Genomic DNA, 18,594 nt, shown 5'->3' with positions numbered 1-18,594 from the left:
TTTTAGTACGGTAATCCCATTTGTAATTATTCAAAAACGACAAGGTAAACGTCAATCTAAAATAATTACATTATGGTTACAAAAACAATGGACGGGTGTAGCTACTCCGAACTATGGGTGTCCCCTGCCAACTGGCAAAAAGCTACTAAAAAAGACTTGGATAAAGATTGGTACGTGCAATGCGTTTTCTTTGACCCTCGTTTTGAAAAGAAATATCCTAAGGGCTTCCCTTATAGAAAAAAGGCTAACAGACCTAATACTATAGAGGAACGAAAAGCGATGATTTCTTTTCTTCTTAAAAACATTCCCCAGCAACTTGACAATGGTTTTAATCCTATCCTCAAAAAGTACGTGAGCGTTCACAAGGAGGGTCTTTACCCTGAATTGCACTTTATTGAGGCTTTTAGGCGTGCATTGGAAATAAAAGTAGGTACTAAAAAGCACCTATACGAAATACAATGCGCTATTAATAGACTTGAAAAAGCGTGTGAAGCTCTCGATTTGCAAGCCGTTAAAATTAAAGATTTGCGAAGGGTGGACTTAAAGCGAATGCTGGACTGGTTGCGACTATCCGACAAATATTACAATAGGTTTGTGATATACTTCTCCAGCTTATACCGTGAGCTAATAGAGTACGAATGCTGCGAAAGTAACATTACGAGGGATATATACCCTAAAAAGGTGATTAAAGAAGTCCGTACTATACTTACCGCTGATGAACTTACAAAAGTAAAAAACCACGTGCGATTTATTAACCCCGACTTTTATAGGTATATGATGATATTCCTATATTCAGGGGCACGTAATACTGAACTTTTCAGATTACAACGCAAAGATGTAGATTTGGACAAACAGGAATTTGTAATACTTCTTGAAAAAGGCGGGCAGTACAAACGATGTACAAAGGTGATATTATCCCCTGCATTAGAATTTTGGAAAGAGATATGCAACAAGTGTAAAAGCGATAACGACTACCTTTTTGCACTTGATTTTGTTCCTAATAAGAAAATGGGTCATACCGAGATTGTAACACGCTTTTGGAAACGACACGTAAAAGATAAATTAGGTATTGAAGCTGATTTTTACGCCCTCAAACACTATATGCTTGATAACTTGGATAGCGATACGGCTATGATTTTAGCTTCACATACAAACCAAAACACAACAGCTATATACCAAGTGAACAAGGCTAAAAGGGAGAGAGAGCGGTTAAAGCAGTTGAATATACAGATATAATTATCATTTTCGTAAAGTCACGAAAATGGTCATTAATTAAAAATAATGTTGTATATTTGTAACCTAAATATTTTAGTATTATGGAAAATATAATCATTGATACAGATTTTGAGGTTATAAAGAAAGATGTTAGACCTACCGTTACTAACTTCTACATTCTTTACAAGAAACAAGGGGTTGTAAAAGAGGATATTTGTAAATTCGCTTTGTCTTTTAGGGAGCAACAAAAAGATGTTAAATGTAATATTCATATCATAGACTCAAAAGATATTGAACCGTTTATGGATAATTTTTCGTGGTTGCCAAAAGAAGAGCAAACAAAGAAAGCAAATCATTTTGTTGCGACATTGCCGTTTGACACAAACAGCCTTCTTTGGTTCCCATTTCGTGAATAATAATTTTTTAAAATTAATATACCAATGAAAAGAATAGTATTATTACTGATTGCCCTGCTCGCTGTGGGGTGTTCGAAAAGTGAGGATAAACAAGAAGATTTTAGCCAATATAAACTGAATGTACCTGAGTGGTTAGTGGGTGAATGGAAATATTCAACTGGCTTTATAACTCACGATTTTGGTTTTTCAAAAAATGATTATCTTCTTTCAGGAAATGGCAAAAGTTTTTTTGAGGATTTTTGGAGCCGTTTAGTCAAAGAAGGAGAGTATTCTTATATGGATTATAAAGGATATTATTTTATAAGCTATGCAACACAAACAAAAAAGTATTTCAAATATTCTTTTGAGATGAAAGAAAAAAAATGCTCTTTTGAATTTAATGGCACTATTTACAACCTCTGTAATGAAGAAAATAAAAATGATAGAGATATCAGGCGTATATATGAAGAAGTAACGGAGTACGGAACTACAATTAAAAAAATATATGATGATGAGTATACTTATAAAAAAGTAAAATAATAAAAGCCCTCGTTATGAGGGCTTTTTTATGTACGCATTTTTATTCCTTTGGTATCTATATTTCCGAGAATAGTTTTCACTCCCGCTATATCCGTCTCTATCTTGTGTAGTTTGTAAGTGTTTGTCTCTATTCCTGCAAGGTACTGCAATTGCCTTGCCGATGATAATTGCATAGATTGATACATTTCCTTGAGATAGTTAGCAGTCTGTAAGGCGGCATTCTTTATCTCGGCACTTAACTGAGTTTGTAACCTAAATTGTCCGTTCAATTCATCTGCACTGTCTTGGCTCATTCGAGCAAATCCTTTTTCGACAGCTTGGCGTTGTTCATTTAGAAAGTTGTAACCTAAATTACTACTCATCTCGTTCCAATTCTTAAAGAATTGTTGCATTTCACCGATTTTGCCTTTCATTCTACTGGAAAATTCAGCTATAAGATTCGCAGTAGCATTAGCATATTCTTCACTACTAACATTTCCATCTCCTGCTACTTTGTGCATTTTCTTTTGAAATTCCTTAAAATCTTTCGCAACAAACAACTCATACATCAACTACTTACCGAGTTTGCTAATAATGTTACCTACTGACTTAGAAAAGTTTTCAAAAGCGTCTTCTCCTTTTTTTAGCGAATCGACAACACTATCTATTATAGATGTCCCCATTTCCCCAAAGGTTTTATTAAGATATTCATCAAACTTTTTTTGTGATTCTAACGCTTGTTCGTATTGTTGTATGATAGTTTGTAGAGCTTGTTTTCCTGCTCCTTCAAACTCTTTGCTATCTACAATGCTTTTGGCTAATTTTAAATTAAACTCACCTGATTTTTCAATTAGATTAGGATATTCAGAAAGTAGACTATTATATTCAGTATGAGACTTTTTCCAAAACCAAGCTCCTGTAGTATAACTATCTGTTGCAATTTTAATATTCTCTAAACCAAGATAATCACCGCCTTCCCTGTTAGGTGACCGATATCCATAACTACGGAAACTTGTGCCAGCGTCCTCATAACGTTTTTTTAGATTAAAACCCATCCTGCGCTCTAAATCGTTCCACAGTCTGTTGTATTCTTTTAAATCACTCAAAGCGTTATTGATGTCTTCCGTGCCGAATATAGATGTATTTTCTTTGTGTAACATCTTCTCTTCCCAAAGTAGTCGGTTGTATTCATTCTGTTGGTTTATTTTTGACTGAGCTATTTCTTGTAATTTTTTTTCGTGAGCTAAACGCTCTTTTGCAGCCCCCTCTAAACCTCCTACTCCTAAACCTACAACAGCCCCAATAAGAGCCCCCCAGCCCCCTCCTACACTTGCACCCATTTGAGCAAAAGAAAGAGTTTTATTAAGTAAGTTTGCTGTGTTTTGTAAAGTACGTCCTAATTTCTCTAATGATGAGTTACCTGTACTTTGTCCTAATCGCTCAAACTCTTGCCCTAACTGTCCAAATTGTCCTGTGATTGATTGTGCCGACGACAACATACCATTGAACGCTTCCTGCCATTCAGCGGTATTGGGTTTGGCTTTGAATAGATTTTTGATGTTTGTACCGAGTTTGCCAAAAACGGTATCGCTACGCTCGGCTGTCTCTCTCGTTTGTTCAAGTTGCTGGCGTAGGCTTTGGATATATTCTACATTGTCCTTATCGCTCATATCAAGGTTGCTCGCCAACTGGTCTATTTCAGCTTCTGCCTCTGCTATGGTTTGGCGTATTTCCTTGACGGTCTTTTTGCGCATATTCTCAAAGAGTTTAGCAATAGCTGTACCCTCTTTTTTGTAGAGTATATCCAACTTTTTGAGTTCTCGTGCTTTTTCGTCTTGTGCTTTTTTGACTTGTGGAGCATCTGCCCCTAATTTGGCTTGTAAGGTGGCTATATCGGCATTGTATTTCTCCTCAATAGCTTTATGTTGGTCGGTGTAGGTTTGGTACTTTTCTAACAAGTCTTTATACACTTGTTCTTGCTGAATACGTTGGTACTCAGCATTAGAAGCTAAAAGCACCTTTTCGTTTTCAGCAAGGCGTGCTTTTTCGGCATTGATAGCAGGAGTATTGGTATCAAAGGCTTGTCCCTTTTTCCATTTGCCTTGTGCTTCTGCTTTTTGTTTTTCGGTTTCGATGAATGCGTTTAGCTGGTCTTCTGAACGCCTTCTAATTTCCTCTTCTTGCTTGTCGTATTCCAATTGAATGATAGAAAGGCGTTTTTCCGCTCCGTCTTTCATTATTTTGATACGAGACTCTTCACGAGCAAAAAGGTCGTCTTGAATTTGGCGGTTGTGGTCTCTTTGAGCTTTTTCAGTGTCGAAATCAGGGAGGGTTTCTTTTTTGGTAGTTCTTTTTGGGGTATTGCTTTTGGCTGATAAATCATCTCCTGTCCCCTTCTTGTACTCTTCAAGAAGTGTTTTTAATTTAGCCCTTTTTTCGTCTAATTTATTTAATTCCTCAGTACTTACTTCCCTGCCTTTTTTATTTCTTGCCTCTGCTTTATTTATTTGTTTTTGTAGGACTAAAATCTCATTCTTCTTTGCAACGAAATCAGTAGTTTGCTTTTTAGCTTGTTCAATCATTTTTATATGTTCTTTGTATGCCTGATTGAAACGTCCCAACTCGTTAAAGTCGTATTTAAGAAAAGGATTTTGAATGTTGTCTGTTATCTTGAAATTACTACCTGTTGATGGCGATTTTTTACTATTATATGCGTCATCAATTTGCTTTCTTATCTTGTCTAACTCCGCTTTACTTTTACCATTGAGAGAGTTTGCAAATTGACTCACGTCAATACCTACTACAACATTTTGTTGTTTTTGGAGTACTAACTTGTCTCTTTCAACTTCTTTTATTAGACGGTTGATTTCTCTTTGAGTACTCATAGCAAATCGACTGTCATACGCTTGCATTTTTATCAACTTATCTATTTGTGACTCTTTAGCTTTGATTGCTTCTTGAGTTTTCCCTATTGCGTCACGAGACATATTTTCATTCATTGTCTCATAACGTCCATTTAAGTCTTTCAGTACTTGGGACATTTCTCTCAATACTTGATTGAGAGATGTGTATTTATCAAGCACGCTACCTGTGCTACTTTTTAACGCTAAAAAAGCCTTATTTCTTTCGTCCCACGATTTAGTTTCGTCTTGAATAGTAGATATTAGTCCATTAATTCTGTTTTTTTCGTCATCAATAAGGTCTGCTTGTTCCTTGCGCAATTGGTTGTGTCTTTCGGTTGCTTCAGCATTAGCGTCGGTACTATCTTTTAATATCCACATAGTTGCTATTAGTCCCCCTATAACTGTTGCAACTAATACATAAGGATTAGCAAGCATTGTAGCATTGAGAAGTTTTTGAGCTTTCTCCAGCAGCAAAAGCCCTCTGTATTGGGCAAGTTGTGCAACCGTCCAACCATTAGTAAGCTGAGTATTTAAAGCTATAATGGCATTATGTACAATAATAGCAGTTTTGTAAGTACCATAAGTGCCGATAAGCCCCGCTATTACCTTTCCTAATGTCTGATAGTTCTCTACTAAGAAAGAAACCGCAGAAATAGCCCCTGAAGTTATACCCTCAGAAGGTTACAGGTTTGAATCCTGTCGAGGTCACGATAAAAGCTCCAACAAAGTTGGAGCTTTTTTTATCTTAATGAACGTCGTATAAGGAAAATAAATATACACAATTTAAATCTTAAAACAAAGTAGTGGCATAATAAACATTTCCAAGAGCTTTAAGTTCTTGGAAATGTTTATTTTTATAATGATGTAAATACTTAAAAACTTCCCTCTTAAAACCTAATCTTATTTCTTATAGAGCTCCAAGTATTCCCGTACGATTTCAAAGTCGTCAAAATGGTGTCTAACGCCTTTAATTTCTTGGTAAGTTTCGTGTCCCTTACCGGCGATGAGAATGATGTCTCCCTTTTTGGCATTCTTGCAAACGGATTGTATTGCCTGACGACGGTCGGTGATGGTTTGTACTTTGTGAAAGTATTGTGGCTGTACCCCTTGTTGCATTTCGGAAAGAATTGTCTCAGGTTCTTCGTTGCGAGGATTGTCGGAAGTGAGGATTACATTATCGCTGAGGTTTGTAGCTATATCAGCCATTATAGGGCGTTTACCTTTGTCGCGATTGCCTCCACAGCCCACTACGGTAGTGAGGGTCTCGTTGTGAGTGCGTATATCGTTGATAGTTTTCAGAACGTTTTCAAGGGCATCGGGGGTATGAGCATAATCCACTATGGTAATCACTCCCGTAGCCGATACTGCATACTGAAAACGTCCTGCCACAGGTTCTATGGCACTGATAAGAGTAAGCGTTTCGAGTTCGTCAATACCCAATAGAGTAGCTGTAGCATATACCGCCAAAAGGTTATAGGCATTAAACTCACCTATGAGTTTTGTCCATACCTCGTGCTGATTGATACGCAACAGCAAGCCGTCAAATCTGCTCTCGATGATATATGCCTTATAATCTGCGTGAGTTTTGAGTGCGTATGTTTTCTTTTGAGCTTTGGTATTTTGTAGCATAAAAGCCCCATTCTTATCATCGTTGTTTACTAAGGCAAAAGCGGTAACGGGTAACGCATCAAAGAAGCGTTTTTTCACATCGCGATAAGCAGCAAAGGTTTTGTGATAGTCGAGGTGGTCGCGGGTGAGGTTAGTGAAGATACCTCCTGCGAACTGTAGCCCTTCGGTACGATGCTGGTCGATGCCGTGCGAACTGACTTCCATAAAGCAGTATTTCACCCCTTGTTCTACCATTAAATGCAGATAATGATTCAGTTGAAGAGGGTCGGGGGTGGTGTGAGTAGCTTCAAAACGCTGATCGTCTACGTATACCGCCACTGTGGAGAGTAACCCCGCTTTTTGTCCTGCTTTTCTAAACAATTGGTAGAGTAACGTAGCAATAGTAGTCTTGCCGTTTGTACCCGTTACACCTACTAAGGTAAGTTTTTCGGAAGGATTGCCATAGAAGTTAGCTGCAATCAAGGCTAAAACACTATGGGTATTAGGAACTACTATATAGCTTACATTAGGCAAAGGTTGTTGAGGTAATTGCTCACATACGATAGCAGTAGCACCACTGCGTATAGCTTGGTCTATGTATTCGTGTCCGTTAGATTGCGTACCCGTGATGGCAACAAACATACTTCCTTTTTCCGCCTTGCGGGAGTCGAAGCAAACGGAAGTGATATCTTTATCTTCCACATAAAGGGAAGTTTTTATAGTGATATTTTTAAGTAATGTTTTTAAGTTCATAATGTTAATTAGTTAATTAGCCGATTTTCTATTTGTCAGTGTCATTTTACAAAGGCGAATGTTCAAAAACTTTCTTAGGAGAGGAAACCATTTCTTTGAGACGTTTTGCTATCTTTCCCCATTGATATTTCTTTTCAGTGAGTTGAATAGGAACATCAAAATAAATATCATTATGAAACAAAAGAGCTTTTCGGTATATTTGTAGATTTTTATTAGGAAATTTATAAGCTACAAATGAGAGCATCTCATCAAAAGAAAATCGCATTGACAAATAGGCTATATCAATAAAATCTTTCAACCGCGTACCATTATCGGCAATAGCTAAGAGTTTCATTGCAATAATATCCTGCAAACTGAATAGCCTTATACCTCCTATGTTTTGTATCTGTTCACACAAAGGAGTATTAAAAGTAATAAAGTCTATTTTAACCCCTTCTATACTTCCTTTTAGAGTACTGCGAGCCTTATTGTCAGTAAGAAAGTTATATTGCTGAGATAGATAAGACTCTAATTCAGTATTATCGAAATCTTCTAACGAAAATAAATCTAAATCAATACTGATGCGATGCCCTAAATACAAGGTAATAGCAGTACCTCCAGCTAAATAGAATTCATTCAGCTTCTCATCTTTCATCAAGATTTTCAGGAGTTCAAAAGTTGCTCCCGGTACTGTTTGTTCTTGTAACATTGTAAATCGTTTAAATCTATTTGAAATGCCTTTGAAACGAAATTCATATCCTTTTCGTTTAGGTAAGGCACTTGTTTTACTATTTCTATAAACGCTTCTAAGCCCCCATATAATTGCATAGCGGCATAAAAATCGTTGTCCCACCCCCTTTCTACAATGCGTTGTATGACTATTACTTTTCCTTTCTCCCAATCAAAGGTAGAGAGGTCGTAATCCCAAAGTAAAGTAGGAGAAACTTCTAAAGGGTCTTTGTCTTTCCAATCATCAAAAAGCATTATTTTTTAGTTGTTAGTTTAAATCGGATAATACAGACCAGTAGGACTGGTTGGAGTTTATAGGGTACAAATGTACAATAGAATGCAGAGTGTAAAATTAGTATATTAGCACGTCAGCTAATTCTCTAATTTGCCACATTGTAACACTACTACTATATTGCGGGGTACTTTAGTGCCTTTGGCAATTGATTGTGCACTTACTTTACCTTCACCTGAGAATTTCACTCGTAAGCCCATATTCTCCAAGAGAGCAACAGCGTCCATTACATTCATACCGCTAAGGTCGGGCATTATGGTTTTGTACTTAGCAGCTTTGGCATAATAATCTTCGTAGTTTGTAGTAGTACTGGCTGATATTTTATCTACGTTTTCTACCGTATCTATCAACAGCGAATTGGTATAGATTTTATGAGCAATACTCTTAAATACAGGCCCTGATACATCGGCACCATAGAAACCTACACTCTTATCGGGTTCGTGAATTACCACTATACAAGAGTATTTAGGGTTATCGACAGGAAAGAACCCTGCAAATGAAGATATATAGCTAAGTTTACTCTTATCGGCACTGGCATAGTTCTTACGGGCTGTACCTGTTTTACCTGCCATTGAGAAATCGGGAGAATGGAGACGATGCCCTGAACCGTAGGAACGTTCTACTACATTAGCCAATAGTCCCTTGGCACGGTCAGCAGTTTGTTTAGAACATATTTTACCATTGACAATTTCTACATTAAACTTCTCTACTGTTTTATTCCATTCCTTTACTTCTTTTATCATTCGAGGTTTGACCATTACTCCTCCGTTGGCAATTGCATTATAAAAAGCCAAGCTTTGCAAAGGAGTAAGTTTTACGGAATAACCTATTGCCATTGACTCAAGCGTTACCCCACTCCATATTTTGTCGCGAGGTGTAGGAATATAGGGAATACCTTCGCCTAAAATAGGTAAGCCTAAGGGTTGATTTAGGTTCATTTGAATGAGCTTGGTAGTAAAATCAGAAGGAGATTTTGAAAAAAGACTATGCACTAGTTCAGTCATTCCGACATTAGAAGAGACCGAAAAAGCTTTGTTGAGACTTATATTTCCTGTAAACCTATGTTGAGAGTCTTGAAAAGTCTTATCGTAATACTGTTGTTTTCCTTCCTTGATATCTACTACATAAGTCGTATCGATATTGCGGGCTTCCATAGCGGCTACTACCGTCATTAGTTTGAAGACTGAACCAGGTTCGTGTGCTTCACCAATAGCAAAGTTATAACGCTCAGAATACGTATCGTTTCTAGTATTCAGCTCTAAGTTAGAAATAGCTTTTATCTCACCTGTATTCACCTCCATTACTATCACACAACCGTGCTGAGCTTTGTATTTTTTAAGTTGTGTAAGCAAAGCGTGGTGAGCGATATCTTGGATATTAATATTGATAGTAGATACTACATCGTAGCCGTCCTTAGGTTCGATGATATTAAAACCACTGGCAAGTTTCCACTGTCCTTGTGCTATTTTTTGTTCTACGCGTCGACCTTTGGTTCCTAATAAATAGCTGGCATAAGCACCTTCCAAACCTACACGGGTAGTATAGCCTGTTTCATCAGTACGGGCATAACCGATACTGCGGTGTGCAATACCTCCTAATGGATATTCGCGTTTTATATTGCGCTCGACGATAATACCGCCTTTATAAGGACCTTTATTGAAGAGGGGGAATTTCTTGATTCGGGAGTACTCGCTATAACCCAGATTAGTGGCTACGAGCATATAGCGATTCTTTAAGCTACGTTCTTTTTTAAAGAGATTTAAGTAATAGCTATTGGGTTTTCCAAACATACGCGAAAGCGAATCGCTGAGGGGTTTTACATACCTATTGAAATTAGCTCTGGAAGGCGCAATACCGTCCCAACGGATATCATACCGAGTTACCGAAGTGGCAAGCAAACTACCATCATCAGAATACAAATTACCTTGACTGGGGATAATATCAGCTTCTCGCAAGGTAGTTTCGTCTACTTTGGCGCGATACTCATCACCGTCAATTTGTATTTTTATGAGCTTTACCGCAATGACACCTATCATCAGTAGCATCATAATGGTTACCAAATAAGTGCGCGATGTTATCTTTTTATCGTTTTTTTCCAATGCTTCTTTCTACTTGTATTATCTATTATCTCAAAGATTATTCTTCTACAATTGCCTTTATTTTTTGTGGTGGTTTTTCGGGTTGTTTGAGTCCTTTGCTTTCTAATTGTTCTAAAAGCGTAGACTCCAAACGCACTTTCTGCAAACGCGAACGCACATCGACGAATTCACTTTTGAGCTCATTTACTTCGTCGTTGAGCTTAGCTATTTGGTGTACTTTGCGGTCTACCATATGTGAGCTGGCTATCATTATAACTCCCAAAGCAAAAAGAAAGCTTATGAAGAACCAATTTCGGGTAGCTTCTTTACCTTCTACCAAAAATTTTCCTCGCAATATATTCTTTATTTCATCAGTGGCTTTTCCCATTTTTTTCAGTTATGAGTTTAAACGTTCGGCGATACGGAGTTTCGCACTACGGGCACGGCTGTTTTGTGCTATTTCAGTATCATCAGGAGTGATGAGACCGCCTACTTTTTTAAAGGGTACTGACACATTGCCATACCAATCTTTCTCAGGAGCTCCTTCTAACTGTCCGTCTCGAATGAAGCGTTTTACGCAGCGGTCTTCGAGTGAATGATAGCTGATAAGGCTGATACGCCCTTGGGGCTTGACTACGGCAGGGAGTTGTAGCAAAAATGATTCCAAAGCTTCTATTTCGGCATTTACCTCTATACGAATGGCTTGATAGATTTGTGCTAACACTTTGTTCTCTTTAAATTTAGGCAAGAGAGCTTTTACTGCTTCTTGTAGTTCACTGCCTAAGCGTATTGGCTTCTGCTCTCGGTAACTGATTATGGCACGGGCTATCGCTTTGGCATTTTTCAGTTCGCCATATTGAAAAAAGATATGAGTGAGTTCTATCTCGCCATACTCATTGACGACTTCTTGGGCTGAAAGAGGAGCTTGCTGGTTCATACGCATATCGAGTGTACCTTCAAAACGAGTAGAGAAACCACGCTCAGCTACATCGAACTGGTGAGAGGAAACCCCAAAATCACCCAAAACCCCATCTACTTGTGTTACTCCGTAAAAACGCAAATACTGACGCAGATACTTAAAGTTTTGCTGAATAAGAGTAAAACGTTCATCATCGATGGTATTATTAAGGGCGTCGGTATCTTGGTCGAACGCATAGAGGCGTCCGTTTTTACCGAGGTGCTTTAAGATTTCGCGCGAATGCCCTCCACCACCAAAGGTAACGTCGACATAAGTGCCATTATCTTTGATATTCAGTCCCTCAATGCTTTGCGTTAAGAGTACAGGAGTATGATAGGAGGTGTTATTGTTCATTTACTTGCTACGTGATATAATAGAGTGCAAAGGTACGAATTTAATACTCAACCACCAAATTTAAATTAATGGTGAATGAGAGAATGAGAAAATGAGAAAATGTGAGAATGAGGAAATGGATAAGGTTATGAAGGGATTGTAAAGGTGTGTTATCGGAGAATCTCGGAGGGAATCGGAAAGTATCGAAGATAGGGTTATGGTATAGTTAGCTTATAGAAAGCTTATAGGAAGCTTATACGAATCTTGGACGATTGGTATAGAAGGGGTATATAAGTAGTTAAGAATGAGGGATTAAGAGCGAAGATTAAAGAGTTAAAAAGTGTTAATTAGGCGAAGGGTAAAGAATGGAGAAACGAAAGTATATAGAGACGAAAAAGGAGAAATATAGAAACCGTAAAGGCTGTGAACTGGAAGAGAATGGTATAAAAATTGATGTGTGGGGCATAGATGTATTGGCATTTATGATTATTTTCGTATCTTTGCACCATCATTGGAATGAATTTGAATGAAAAAAACGTATTACTATATATTATTCACTTGTTTATTAACCTTTTGTACTAACCTTTGGGCTCAGAATGACAATAGCAAGACCCGCCGTATCGAAATTATCTACGGGGGGGAATTTACGATTGACAATGAGAAATACCCTGGGGCTACTATCTTTAAATCGGACGGACAACGGGTACAGTTTCGACATCAAGGGTTAGACGTGTGGTGCGATTTGGCTGTGCTCTACGAGGAGAAAAACGAGGTGATTGCACACGGCAATGTAGTGTTACAACAAGGCGACACGCTACAAATGAACAGTCAGTACGTATCGTATAAAGGGAATACTAAAACAGCTGTAGCCCGCGAGAACGTGCTATTGCGCAATGGGAATATGACGCTGGAAACCCAAGAACTCTTCTTCGACCGCAACTCTCAGGAGGCTTATTACAACAATTTCGGGAAAATTACTGACCCTGAAAATGAGCTCACCAGTAAAACAGGAAAGTATTACGTAACGACCAAGAAAAACCAATTTACCAATTCGGTAAAGATTGTCAATAGAGATTTTACGGTTAATTCGCAGGTGTTGGACTATTATCACAATTCGGGCAACGCCTATTTTTACGGCAAAACTACCATTGTGGGCGCTGACTACAAAGTGTATTGCGAGCGAGGTTTTTACGATACGCGTCGACAATTGGGTTATTTTATGAAGCACGCCAAGATAGAATACGACCTGAAAACCTTGGTGGGCGATAGTTTGTATTTTGATAAACGCCGTCAGTTTTCTTCGGGTTCTAACAATATCTTCATTTCGGACACGGTAAACAAGACCTTTGTAAGAGGGCATTACGGCGAAATTCACAAGGCAAAAGATTCGATGTTTATCACCAAAAAGGCAGTGGTAATCACATTAGTGGAGAAAGACTCGATGTATATGCACGGCAAGCGCATTTTGGTTACTGGCAAACCGCAACACCGCGTGATTCGCGCTTACCCCGATGCTCGTATTTTCAAAAGTGATATGCAAGCCAAGTGCGATTCGATTCACTCTGACGAGGCTAATGGGCTGACCCAAATGGTGGGCAAACCTGTAGCGTGGACGGGCGAAAGCCAAATGACGGGTGACAATATTCACCTGATTGCCAATACGAAGACCGAGCAATTGGACTCTTTGAAAGTGTTTAACAACGCACTGGTGGTAGAGAAAGACAGTTTGGGCGATGGCTATAACCAAGTGAAAGGTAAGTTCTTGTATGGCAAATTCAAGAAAAATGTTTTGCGACAAATAGACTTTTTGCAGAATACCGAGTCTATTTATTACGTGTATAACGACGCTAAGGAGCTGGTAGGTATCAACAAACTGACTTGTAGTCATATTAAGCTCTATTTAAACAAAGACCAGCAAATACAACAAACGGTGTTTATTACACAACCATCGGGGAATTTATACCCAGACGATAAATTACACGTGAACGACCGCAAGTTTAAGGAATTTATATGGCGAGGTGATGAACGTATCCGCAGTAAAGAAGAGATTTTTAGCGATGCGGAGAAGAAAATAAAACCCAAGAAAATTAAGGGAATGAAGACTCCTGAGGAGATAGACGAGGAGGAAAATCTGCTTGCAAATCCGTCGCTTAAAAAAGAGAATAAGGCAGGGAAAGAGAAGGCTAAAGAGAAGCCAAAAAGCAAATAAGACGAAAAGTTGGCATTTTTATTGCACAATAATAAAAAAAGGCGTACATTTGCCTATTGATTAATTTTAAAACATAAACTATATGAAAAAATTTATTATCGCAATGTCGGTGTTGGGATTAATTACCACATCGTGCGTATCCAAAAAGAAGTATGCTGAATTAGAAGCAAGAAACAAACAGACTGAGGATTTGCTAAACACTGCTACCGTAAAACTCAATATGTGTTTAGACGAAAAGAACAACTTGACTCACAAGTTGGAGAGTATGAAAAATCAGAACGACTTGCTCAAAGAAAACAATCAGCAGCTCATCAACAATATGGGTAACCTTACTACGCTTACCCAAAAAGGTGCTGAGAACCTTGAAAAATCATTGGAAAGCTTGCGTGAAAAAGATTTAACTATCAAGAATTTGCGCGATGCTGTTACCCGTCGTGACTCAATAAACCTCGCCTTGGTACAAAGCCTCAAAGGAGTGTTGGGTAACTTAGACGACCAAGATGTAGACATCAAAGTAGAAAAAGGTGTGGTATTTATCAATATCTCTGATAAGATGCTTTTCAGCAGTGGTAGCTACACTATTTCTAAAAACGCAAAGAGCGTACTTGAAAAAGTTGCAAAAGTGGTTAAAAATAAACCTGACTTTGAGTTTATGGTGGAAGGACACACCGATAACGTAAACATCAAAACAAGTTGTATTCGTGACAACTGGGATTTGAGCGTAATGCGTGCTACCGAGATTGTACGTGTTTTACAAAAAGACTTTGGAGTTGCTCCTGAGCGTATGACCGCTGCCGGACGTAGCTACTACGTGCCATTAGCAAGCAATGGTGATGCTAACGGACGTGCCTTAAACCGTCGTACTCGTATTGTGATATTGCCTAAGCTTGACCAATTCTACACTATGATTGAAGAGGGAATGAAAGACCCTGCTATCGGTGGTAAAGGAAAATAGTGCGAGTCGGTGCGAGTCGCACAAACAATTAATGAATTAACAAATGAGATAAGAGTCAGCAGTTAGTGTAAAGCTAATTGCTGACTTTTTGTATGGAAGAGTGAATAGAAAGTGCGAGCCACACAAGCAGTCGTAGCACGATAGGTATTTTTTAAATTGGTAAATTAGTAGATTTTTGAAGTTGTAAGTTTCATAAAAAAACAATCAAGCGTTGGTTATTATTTCACTAATCATTGATTAGTTTTTTGTATAAATCACAATATTGTTATACCTTTGCACTCAAAAAGACACAAAATTGATAACTTATTAAAAGAAATAGATAAGTGCTATAAACATCTTGTCTTATACTTTTGTACCGAAAAATAAAAACAGTAACATATGAAAAGAAAATGTTTGCTACTATTGTTTTTAGTAGCTACAACTGCTGTTTTTGCACAGCACAAATACACCCTTAGTGGTTCGATTGCTGATGCTTCTAACGGCGAAAAGCTCTTAGGGGTAAACTTTATCATCAAAGAACTGCACACGGGTACCTCTACCAACGAGTACGGGTTCTATTCTATTACCTTGCCCGAAGGCAAATATACCATTACCATTGAGTATATAGGCTATGGGACTTACCAAGAAACTATAGTATTAAACAAGAATATCCGCAAAGATTACAAACTGAAGCCTGAGACTATTCAGCTTACAGGAGTAGACGTAACTGCAAATGCCACAACCCAGAAAACAGCAGTACGCAAGCCTGAAATGAGTGTAGCTTCTATTCCTATCGCTACGGTGAAGAAACTGCCTGTATTGGTAGGTGAAGTAGATATTATCAAAACGCTGATGCAGATGCCAGGGGTGAGCAACGCAGGCGAAGCATCATCAGGATTTAACGTGCGTGGAGGTGCTGCCGACCAGAATTTAGTACTTCTTGATGAAGCAACGATTTTCAACGCATCACATCTCTTTGGTTTTTTGAGTGTCTTCAACGCTGATGCTATACGTGATATGAAACTCTACAAAGGAGGAATTCCAGCACGCTATGGTGGGCGTATCGCTTCGGTTTTGGATATTTATCAGAAAGAGGGTAACAAGAACAAGTTTGGAGCTACAGGGGGTATAGGGGTGCTCTCTTCACGATTACTTGCGGAAGGTCCTATAGTGAAAGACAAAGCCTCATTTTTAGTAGGAGGTCGCGCCTCTTACGCTCATCTCTTCCTCAAACTGAGCGACAATGAAAATTCGATGTACTTTTACGACCTCAATACAAAACTCTCTTACCAACTGAACCAAAACAATGCGTTGTATCTTTCGGGTTACTTTGGTAGGGACTTTTTTAAACTGAGCGATAACCTTACTAATGCTTATGGTAATGCCTTAGTGAATTTGCGTTGGAATCACTTATTTACTGAGAAGCTCTTCTCTAATTTATCTGCTATTTATAGCAATTACGACTATAAGTTTGACTTTAACTGGATTGATATGATATGGACTTCAGGGATAGAGAATTTCAACCTAAAATATGATTTCAAGAACTATGTATCAGAGAAGTTTAAATTTACCTACGGTTTTCAAGGACTATATTATACCTTCAAACCTGGTAAAATAGTACCTACCTCTCCTGCTTCTACTATTAAAGAAAAAATATTAGACAATAAATATGCTGCTGAATTGGGATTCTATGCTGATGCCGAACAGAAATTAGGAGAAGCTCTTACAGTATCATACGGCTTGCGCTTCAGTAATTTTTATCACTTAGGAAAGCGTACTGTAAATGTGTATAAAGATGACAACCCTGTGATATTTAACGCTAGCCGACAAATCTATCAGAAAGCGACTCCTATTGGGACGAAGTACTACGGTAGTAACCGTATCATAAATTTGTACTCTAACTTCGAACCGCGCTTTACTATGAGTTATGCTTTCAACGATAATAAATCAATAAAAGCAAGTTATGCGCGTACGGCTCAATATGTACATTTGATTTCTAACACAGCTTCGCCTTCGCCTTTGAACGTATGGGCACCGAGTGATGGGTTTATCAAACCACAGTTAGCTGACCAAGTGGCGTTGGGTTATGCTTCTAACTTCTCGGACGATAAATACAGCATAGAGGTTGAAACTTATTACAAGAAAGTGAAAAATCGCTTAGACTATATAGACGGTGCGAACCTCATTGCTAACGAAGCGATTGAACAAGTATTGCTAACAGGGGAAAACAGAGCTTATGGTTTAGAACTGTTATTGCGTAAAAACACCGGTAAACTCACTGGGTGGATAGCTTATACGCTCTCAAAATCGGAAATGCAAACTAAAGGACGTACCTCTGAAGAAATAGGTATCAACTACGGCGACTGGTATAGCGCCCCCTACGACAAACCTCACGATGTTTCGATTACGGCTACCTATGAGCTCTCTGCTAAATGGACATTCGGAGCTGTATTTAACTTTCAATCAGGCTTACCTACTAATTACCCCATAGGGCGTTATAACTACTTAGGAATGAGTGTTCCTGACTATAGCAAACGCAACGAATACCGCTTGCCTACTTATCACCGTTTGGATCTTTCGGCTACCTATACACCACAACGCCCAAACAAGCGTTGGAAAAGCGAATGGGTATTCGGTATTTACAACGTGTACAACCGCAAGAATGCTGTAAGCGTTTCCTTCCGTGAGAACTTAGACACCCATAAAAATGAAGCCGTTAAACTCTCTATTTTTGGTATTATACCCAGTGTAACTTATAATTTTAGTTTCTAATGCTTAAACCTCTATTTACTATGAAAATAAGAAATATTTATATTATACTTCTCAGTGCTTTAGCTTTAACTTCTTGTGAAGAGGTCATAGATTTAAAATTGGACTCTGCTCCTCAAAAGTTAGTGATTGATGCATCTCTCGATTGGAAGAAAGGAGAAACAAAAGCCTATCCTGTAGTGGACATCAGTTATACGGAAGCCTATTTTGGCGATACGCCTTCACCTGCTATTGATAATGCCATTGTAAAAATCAAAGCACATACTCAAACCCAGACACAAGAGTACCAACTCTCGTTATGGGACGGTACTTCTACCATTACCACTGATAACGTAGCTACATTAAAAGGCGGTAGCCGTTATGTATTTCCCGCAGGTATCACTCCTAAATTAGGCAAGGACTATGAACTTATCATAGAACTCAACGGACAAACCTATACTGCTAAGAGCAAAATGCTTGAAGCTCCTATAATACCTTCTGACAAAATAGTACAGAAAGAAAACGGAGGCTTTTTAGGTGACCAAATAGAGTTAAAATTCTACTTTGACGGTATTAGTGATGGTGTAGCCAATGCTTATTTAGTAAGGCTGACACAAAGTAGTAGCAAAAAAATTACTTACGGGACTTTGGACGACAATTATATAGCTAACTATAAGTTTTTCTTTATAATGACAGGACTCAATAATGATAAGTTAAACAAAGGAGATATTGTAAACGTAACACTTTATCGGATTCACCCTCAATACAAAGAATTTGTGCAAATGCTTATAAGATTATCAGAAGGACAAAGCCCATTTACTATTCCTACGCGCCCCATAGGTAATATTGTGAACAAAGGAAATTCTCGTGAGAACCCTCTTGGAGGTTTTCGGGTGGCACAGTATACTACGCTACAATATACAGTAAAATAATTGCTCGTG

General features: G+C 38.3%; 16 protein-coding genes. 8 read left to right on the top strand and 8 right to left on the bottom strand.

The genetic code is table 11. From position 1 onward, the window contains the following. The first annotated feature begins 72 nt into the window (after positions 1-72). From HW278_RS10225 to HW278_RS10215, 3 genes are all read left to right on the top strand, one after another. Positions 73-1,236, top strand: coding sequence for a tyrosine-type recombinase/integrase (locus HW278_RS10225; protein ID WP_178977741.1), 1,164 nt, complete (start codon positions 73-75; stop codon positions 1,234-1,236). Between the two features lie 80 nt (positions 1,237-1,316). Next, positions 1,317-1,631, top strand: a complete 315-nt coding sequence (locus HW278_RS10220) for a hypothetical protein (RefSeq protein ID WP_178977740.1) — start codon at positions 1,317-1,319, stop codon at positions 1,629-1,631. A 24-nt stretch (positions 1,632-1,655) separates the two neighbouring features. Next, a complete protein-coding gene (locus HW278_RS10215; RefSeq protein ID WP_178977739.1) occupies positions 1,656-2,150 on the top strand; it encodes a hypothetical protein in 495 nt (164 codons plus the stop codon). Between the two features lie 26 nt (positions 2,151-2,176). On the opposite strand, the gene HW278_RS10210 is transcribed toward HW278_RS10215, so the two are convergent. The 8 genes from HW278_RS10210 to rsmH all read right to left on the bottom strand — a co-directional run bounded on the left by HW278_RS10210 (position 2,177) and on the right by rsmH (position 11,783). Next, the gene (locus HW278_RS10210; RefSeq protein ID WP_178977738.1) at positions 2,177-2,650 is read right to left on the bottom strand and encodes a hypothetical protein; all 474 of its coding nucleotides are present in this window, start codon (positions 2,648-2,650) and stop codon (positions 2,177-2,179) included. 51 nt (positions 2,651-2,701) lie between these two features. Beyond that, positions 2,702-5,410 carry a phage tail tape measure protein gene (locus HW278_RS10205; RefSeq protein ID WP_178977737.1) on the bottom strand — a complete coding sequence of 903 codons (2,709 nt, stop codon included), beginning with the start codon at positions 5,408-5,410 and terminating at the stop codon, positions 2,702-2,704. 522 nt (positions 5,411-5,932) lie between these two features. After that, positions 5,933-7,393: a UDP-N-acetylmuramoyl-L-alanyl-D-glutamate--2,6-diaminopimelate ligase gene (locus tag HW278_RS10200; RefSeq protein WP_178977736.1), complete on the bottom strand. Its 1,461-nt coding sequence runs from the start codon at positions 7,391-7,393 to the stop codon at positions 5,933-5,935. Between the two features lie 46 nt (positions 7,394-7,439). Then, positions 7,440-8,081, bottom strand: coding sequence for a nucleotidyl transferase AbiEii/AbiGii toxin family protein (locus tag HW278_RS10195; protein ID WP_178958523.1), 642 nt, complete (start codon positions 8,079-8,081; stop codon positions 7,440-7,442). Next, on the bottom strand, positions 8,036-8,356 hold the full coding sequence (locus HW278_RS10190; protein WP_178958522.1) for a DUF6922 domain-containing protein: 321 nt from the start codon (positions 8,354-8,356) through the stop codon (positions 8,036-8,038). The genes HW278_RS10195 and HW278_RS10190 overlap by 46 nt, the downstream gene beginning before the upstream one ends. Before the next feature lie 117 nt (positions 8,357-8,473). Continuing rightward, positions 8,474-10,441: a penicillin-binding protein gene (locus HW278_RS10185; protein WP_255493818.1), complete on the bottom strand. Its 1,968-nt coding sequence runs from the start codon at positions 10,439-10,441 to the stop codon at positions 8,474-8,476. A gap of 88 nt (positions 10,442-10,529) precedes the next feature. After that, positions 10,530-10,859 (bottom strand): FtsL-like putative cell division protein, encoded by a 330-nt coding sequence (locus HW278_RS10180; protein WP_015782684.1) that lies wholly within the window; start codon positions 10,857-10,859, stop codon positions 10,530-10,532. A 9-nt stretch (positions 10,860-10,868) separates the two neighbouring features. Next, complete coding sequence (rsmH, locus tag HW278_RS10175; RefSeq protein ID WP_178958520.1) at positions 10,869-11,783, bottom strand: 16S rRNA (cytosine(1402)-N(4))-methyltransferase RsmH; 915 nt, start codon at positions 11,781-11,783, stop codon at positions 10,869-10,871. 344 nt (positions 11,784-12,127) lie between these two features. On the opposite strand from rsmH, the gene HW278_RS12280 reads away from it, so the two are divergent. From HW278_RS12280 to HW278_RS10155, 5 genes are all read left to right on the top strand, one after another. Then, positions 12,128-12,292, top strand: coding sequence for a hypothetical protein (locus HW278_RS12280; protein ID WP_016478898.1), 165 nt, complete (start codon positions 12,128-12,130; stop codon positions 12,290-12,292). Then, positions 12,289-13,971, top strand: coding sequence for an OstA-like protein (locus tag HW278_RS10170; protein WP_002671040.1), 1,683 nt, complete (start codon positions 12,289-12,291; stop codon positions 13,969-13,971). Before HW278_RS12280 ends, HW278_RS10170 begins: the two co-directional genes overlap by 4 nt. 82 nt (positions 13,972-14,053) lie before the next feature. Further along, on the top strand, positions 14,054-14,926 hold the full coding sequence (locus tag HW278_RS10165; RefSeq protein WP_009410200.1) for a flagellar motor protein MotB: 873 nt from the start codon (positions 14,054-14,056) through the stop codon (positions 14,924-14,926). A gap of 378 nt (positions 14,927-15,304) precedes the next feature. Beyond that, positions 15,305-17,677, top strand: coding sequence for a TonB-dependent receptor (locus tag HW278_RS10160; protein WP_178958519.1), 2,373 nt, complete (start codon positions 15,305-15,307; stop codon positions 17,675-17,677). 20 nt (positions 17,678-17,697) lie between these two features. Next, positions 17,698-18,585, top strand: a complete 888-nt coding sequence (locus HW278_RS10155) for a DUF4249 family protein (RefSeq protein WP_178977735.1) — start codon at positions 17,698-17,700, stop codon at positions 18,583-18,585. The last annotated feature ends 9 nt before the right edge of the window (positions 18,586-18,594 follow it).

Source organism: Capnocytophaga sp. oral taxon 902 (genome assembly GCF_013394735.1).
Taxonomy (GTDB): Bacteria; Bacteroidota; Bacteroidia; order Flavobacteriales; family Flavobacteriaceae; genus Capnocytophaga; species Capnocytophaga ochracea.
This window is presented reverse-complemented; position numbering and strand designations above follow the sequence as displayed.